Annotated in this window: 6 protein-coding genes; 2 read left to right on the top strand and 4 right to left on the bottom strand. The window is 60.5% G+C overall.

Annotation, left to right across the window (positions count from 1 at the left end; genetic code table 11):
• The 4 genes from ENZ74_RS19900 to ENZ74_RS19885 form a co-directional block, all read right to left on the bottom strand.
• Window positions 1-162, bottom strand: a 162-nt coding sequence (locus tag ENZ74_RS19900; RefSeq protein WP_164761094.1) for an NTP transferase domain-containing protein, incomplete at its 3' end; no start/stop codon positions are given.
• A 119-nt stretch (window positions 163-281) separates the two neighbouring features.
• The gene (locus ENZ74_RS19895; RefSeq protein WP_063167903.1) at window positions 282-1,037 is read right to left on the bottom strand and encodes a hypothetical protein; all 756 of its coding nucleotides are present in this window, start codon (window positions 1,035-1,037) and stop codon (window positions 282-284) included.
• A gap of 50 nt (window positions 1,038-1,087) precedes the next feature.
• Entirely contained in the window at window positions 1,088-1,753 is a 666-nt protein-coding gene (locus ENZ74_RS19890; protein ID WP_127224175.1) for a hypothetical protein, read from the bottom strand.
• 101 nt (window positions 1,754-1,854) lie between these two features.
• Window positions 1,855-2,601, bottom strand: coding sequence for a cytochrome c biogenesis CcdA family protein (locus ENZ74_RS19885; RefSeq protein WP_063170222.1), 747 nt, complete (start codon window positions 2,599-2,601; stop codon window positions 1,855-1,857).
• A gap of 185 nt (window positions 2,602-2,786) precedes the next feature.
• Here ENZ74_RS19885 and ENZ74_RS19880 point away from each other — a divergent pair, with 185 nt between their 5' ends.
• The gene (locus ENZ74_RS19880; RefSeq protein ID WP_024503571.1) at window positions 2,787-3,164 is read left to right on the top strand and encodes a hypothetical protein; all 378 of its coding nucleotides are present in this window, start codon (window positions 2,787-2,789) and stop codon (window positions 3,162-3,164) included.
• A gap of 359 nt (window positions 3,165-3,523) precedes the next feature.
• The coding region (topA, locus tag ENZ74_RS19875) for a type I DNA topoisomerase (RefSeq protein ID WP_127312942.1) at window positions 3,524-5,558 on the top strand (2,035 nt) is incomplete at its 3' end.

Raw genomic sequence — 5,558 nt, 5'->3', positions numbered from 1 at the left:
CACCAGCGCCTGGCTGCCGGCACCCGCCTCTTCCGCTGCCTTCACCACATGGGCGACCATCGGCAGCCCGGCAATCTGGTGCAGCACCTTCGGCAGCACGCTCTTCATGCGCGTGCCTTCGCCGGCGGCGAGGATGACGGACAGGCAGGATCTCTGGCTCATGGAAAGGACAACCATATGAAAAGGGATCAGGAATCGAAGATAGGTAGCATCTGGCGCCATGCTGCACCAATGCGGTTAAATTCCGGTGAGGTGGGTCGAGCAGCTGGTCGATATTGCCACTAGCGAGACGTAAGATAGTCCGGATCCTTGGCTGCGAGCAGTCGTTCGACCGAGGCTTGGAAAGCGGCCACGTCGCTTCCTTGTTTGGCAAGCAGACTCTCCATGTGCTTAATCCCGCCCTCATAATAGGGCCCGAACACCTTGGACAGTGCGATCGACTTAGCCTTGGCAGTCACGTCCGCATGTAGCAGCTCTATCATGGTTGGGGGGACCGTGCTGCTCGCCACGCCCGTCCGAAATGCCCCCCATCTCGGCCTTGCGTCGGCGCAATCTGATTCCATTCGATCAAGAATGGATCGCCCTTTCAATTTGAGGCCTTCCCGATCCGTCTCGCGGTCGGCCACCTCTGACCCTGCAGCACTTAGGTAGACGTAGACCTGCCACATTGCCTGTATGGTATCGGGAACCCCCGCTCCGCGAGGTTGCGGCATTTCAAGGTGAACTCGCTCGTCCAGGAAGCAAGCCAATAATTCTTCCTGCCGGCGATGGTCCGAAAACAGGAAAGCATCCGATTGCCCAAAGTTGAACAGTTTGTGGATCGCCTCTATCCGCAAGTCGGCCCATATCTCGACAACGCTTGCGCCCTCTCTGCGATGGGCAGGATAGGACAACTTCCCCGCTTTCACTGCATTGACGTAGTCGCGCACAGATGCGGCCAACGCTACAGCGAGCGATTGTGGCCGGACAAATTGCTCAGCCAGGGCCTTGAGTTCATGGTCAGGCTGGCTCGATTTCTTCCTCAACCAATTCCACATAGGCTGCCTCCCCAATTGCCTAAGTCGATTTCGCGTTTGCAACGACAGCGCTAGCTGTCAGGAGAGGGCAGAGCTGGCGGCTCCTGATAGGCCTCTAGCTGCCACGGCCCTTGATAGTCGGCAATCACGCCTTCGTCGGCCATTGGCATCTTGGCAATCGTAGCGATCTGCCCAAGGCACCGGTTCAGGTGCCCGCGGAGCACCTCCAGTGCATCAAAATAAGCCTGCCGGGTGTCAGGCGGTCGATAGAATTCTCCAAAGCGTGGATGCAGCGGGGCGTTCTCGTCGCGCCGGAGCAGTTCCTCGAACGTCATAAATTGGCGAATACCCAGAGCCATCGCGTCAAGCAGTAAGTACAGCGGCCCATCCTGCAAGTCGGCAAGCTCTACCCGTTTGTCCACGAGCGTTTGCCTGATTTCCCCAAGCGACTTGAGCGCATTGTCAATGCAGCCATCGCAGCACTCCCAAGCGGACAGAATCCTGCGATCCCGGAGCCGAATTACGAGCTCGCGGGCAACCTTACGCTCTCGATCATTCGGGCTGACAGCGATACTGATAAATGGGAGGTTAATCGTCACGTCACCCAAGCGACCATCCACTTGCCTCCGCGCTCGCGCCAGCAAGTCGGCAATATCGAATCTAAAAGGAATTTTTCCACTTCTCATGCTGCACAATATCAAGCTTTGAATTGATTGTGCGAGCTTTTGCAGGCTCACGTCAATATTGCAGTGTAAGACCAAATGGAGCGGGGAAATTCCGATCCGGAACTTACTACGCAAGTGAAACAATATCCGTAAGCCCGCTTGAGCTCGAACGCCTACCCCAACCGCCCCAGCAGCGGAAAATTCTCCAGCAGCCAGTAAGACACCGTCTGAACGCCGCCGGTGAGGAAAAACACGCCAGCGACAACCAGCAGCGCGCCTATTGCTTTTTCAACCCGGCCGAGATGAACGCGGAATTTGCCGAGGAAGCGCATGAAGGCGCCGGAAAACAGCGCTGCGATCAGGAACGGGATGCCCAGCCCCAGCGAATAGGCGGCGAGCAGCAGCGCGCCCTCGCCCACCGTTTCACGGCCGCCGGCCAGCGTCAGGATCGGTCCCAGAACCGGGCCGATGCACGGCGTCCAGCCGAAGGCGAAAGCCAGCCCCATGACATAGGCCGCGATTGCACTTGCCGGCTTCCCTTGCGACTGGAAGCGTGCCTCGCGTGACAGCAGCGGAATGCGCAGGACGCCGAGGAAATTCAGGCCCATGAGGATGATCAGCACGCCTGCGCCCATGGCCAGCGGCTCCTGCCAGACGCGCAGCAGCCGGCCGATGGTCGAGGCGCCGGCGCCGAGCGCGACAAAGACGGTCGAGAAGCCGAGCACGAAGGCGATCGAAGAATAGATCAGCGCGCCGCGTGCGCCTTCACGCGCTGTCGCACCCGCATTGCCACGGAAATCGTCGACCGAGACGCCGGCCATATAACAGAGATAAGGCGGCACCAGCGGCAGCACGCAAGGCGACAGGAACGAAATCGCCCCAGCCCCGACCGCGCTGACATAGCCGATGTCCAATGCCATTTCCAAGAACTCCAATGTCGTGACGCCGATATAGCGACGCGCAGCCTTGTCCACCAATCACCATTGTGTTGGCAAGATCATCCATTGCCCGACGCACTTGCCAGGAAGAAACGACAGCCCGCAGGCGTTGATGCTGTGAGGCCGCGATTTCCCGCGCGTCTCCAGATATCAGTCAGGAGATTTCCATGAAAACCATAACCGCAGGACTGGCAGCGCTTCTGCTCAGCACCGCCGCATCCTTCGCTGCCGACGCGTGGAAGGAAGCCGAGGTCAATGGCGCCAAGATCTACACCGACGCCAATGGCATGACGCTTTACACCTATGACAAGGACGAGAAGGGCAAGAGCAACTGCTACGACAAATGCGCCACCAACTGGCCGCCGCTGAAAGCCGAAGCCGGCGCCAAGGCGGATGACGAGTGGAGCGTCGTCGACCGCACCGACGGCACCAAGATGTGGGCCTATGACGGCAAGCCGGTCTACACCTTCATAAAGGACAAGAAGCCCGGCGATGTGACCGGCGACGGCGTCGGCGAAGTCTGGCATATCGTCAAGGCCGACTAAGCACGCCATTCCCGCTGCTGGCGGGACAAGGGCTGGTCGCCGGGCATCTCCATGCCATCCGGCGGCCGGCATCGAACAGCCCGTTATAATGTCGCCCGTCCTGGTTTGGGCAGCATTTCAACGACTCGGCGGAAAAATGAATCGGGTCGTTTCCGCTGACTCAGACCCACCATCTGCCTTTCCCAAATTCTGTGATTTTCTCCATACACTCTAAGAGTGTATTGCTGCGGACCGGCCCGCAATTTGGGCGCTTCCCCTTGACCGGATGCAAAAGCGCGGCCATGTGAGCGACAAATAGAACGAGATTTCGTCGCGCGCAGCGGAATTCTTCTGCCGCACCACAGCTGATATGAGACCTCATGGACGTCGTCGTCGTCGAATCGCCGGCCAAGGCGAAGACAATCAACAAATACCTCGGCAAGAACTACAAGGTTCTGGCCTCGTTCGGCCATATCAGGGACTTGCCGGCCAAGGATGGCTCGGTGCGTCCGGATGAGGATTTCGCCATGTCCTGGGCGGTCGACACCGCCTCCGGCAAGCGCCTCGCCGACATCGCCAAGGCGGTCAAGGACGCCGACGGCCTGATCCTCGCCACCGATCCGGATCGCGAAGGCGAAGCGATTTCCTGGCATGTGCTGGAAGTTCTGAAGCAGAAGCGCGCGCTGAAGGACAAGCCGGTCAGCCGCGTCGTCTTCAACGCCATCACCAAATCGTCGGTGCTGGAAGCGATGGCCAATCCGCGCCAGATCGATGCGCCGCTGGTCGATGCCTATCTCGCCCGCCGGGCGCTGGATTATCTCGTCGGCTTCACGCTGTCGCCGGTGCTGTGGCGCAAACTGCCGGGCGCCCGTTCGGCCGGACGCGTCCAGTCGGTTGCGCTGCGTCTCGTCTGCGACCGCGAATCCGAGATCGAGCGCTTCATCCGCGAGGAATACTGGCAGATCGCTGCACTGCTGGGCACGCCGCGCAACGAGAATTTCGAAGCGCGGCTGACCGCCTTCGATCGCAAGAAGCTGCAAAAGCTCGACATTTCCAACAAGGCGCAGGCCGACGACATCAAGTCGATGCTCGAAGGCGCGACCTTCAAGGCGGTGTCGGTGGAAGCCAAGCCGACCAAGCGCAATCCCGGCCCGCCCTTCACCACCTCGACGCTGCAGCAGGCCGCCTCGTCGGGTCTCGGCTTCTCGGCCAGCCGCACCATGCAGGTGGCGCAACGCCTCTATGAAGGCATGGAGATCGGCGGCGAGACCACCGGTCTGATCACCTATATGCGAACCGACGGCGTGCAGATGGCACCCGAGGCGATCGACGCCGCACGCGATGCCATTGCCAAGGAATTCGGTCCGAAATACCTGCCGGAAAAGCCGCGCCAATATACGGCCAAAGCCAAGAACGCCCAGGAAGCGCACGAAGCGATCCGCCCGACGGATTTCATGCGTACCCCGGCATCGGTCAGGCAATATCTCGATTCCGACCAGATGCGGCTCTATGAGCTGATCTGGAAGCGCGCCATCGCCAGCCAGATGCAGCCGGCCGAAATCGAGCGCACCACCGCCGAGATCGAGGCGGTCAATGGATCGCGCACCGCGGAGCTGCGTGCCATCGGTTCGGTCGTTCGGTTCGACGGTTTCATCGCCGCATACACCGACCAGAAGGACGACGATGCGGAAGACGAGGAAAATCGTCGCCTGCCCGAGATCCGTGCCGGCGAGCAGCTTGCCCGCCAGGCGATCAACGCCACCCAGCACACCACCGAGCCGCCGCCGCGTTACTCCGAAGCGTCGCTGATCAAGAAGCTGGAAGAGCTCGGCATCGGCCGGCCTTCTACCTATACGGCGATCCTGAAGACGCTCGAGGACCGCGACTATGTCACCATCGACAAGCGCCGGCTGGTGCCGCAGGCCAAGGGCCGGCTGCTGTCGGCTTTCCTCGAAAGCTTCTTCAAGCGCTATGTCGAGTACGACTTCACCGCGTCCCTCGAGGAAAAGCTCGACGAGATTTCGGACGGCAAGCTCGCCTGGAAGGACGTGCTGCGCGATTTCTGGAAGGATTTTTCCGGCGCCGTCGCCGACATCAAGGAACTGCGCGTCACCGACGTGCTGGATGCGCTCAATGAAGAGCTGGCGCCGCTGGTGTTCCCCGCGCGCGAAGACGGTTCGAATCCACGCATCTGCCCGAAATGCGGCACCGGCAATCTGTCGCTGAAGCTCGGCAAGTTCGGCGCCTTTGTCGGCTGCTCCAACTATCCCGAATGCTCCTTCCCCCGCCAGCTCGGCGATGCCGCCAACTCCAATGGCGAGAATGGCGGCGGCGAAGACGGCACCAAGGTCATCGGCAAGGACCCCTATACGTCAGAGGAAATCACGCTGCGCAGCGGCCGCTTCGGCCCCTATC

Source organism: Mesorhizobium sp. M7A.F.Ca.CA.002.15.2.1 (assembly GCF_003998715.1).
GTDB lineage: Bacteria > Pseudomonadota > Alphaproteobacteria > Rhizobiales > Rhizobiaceae > Mesorhizobium > Mesorhizobium ciceri.
The sequence above is the reverse complement of the archived record's forward strand: the minus strand, read 5'-3'. Positions and strand labels throughout refer to the sequence as shown.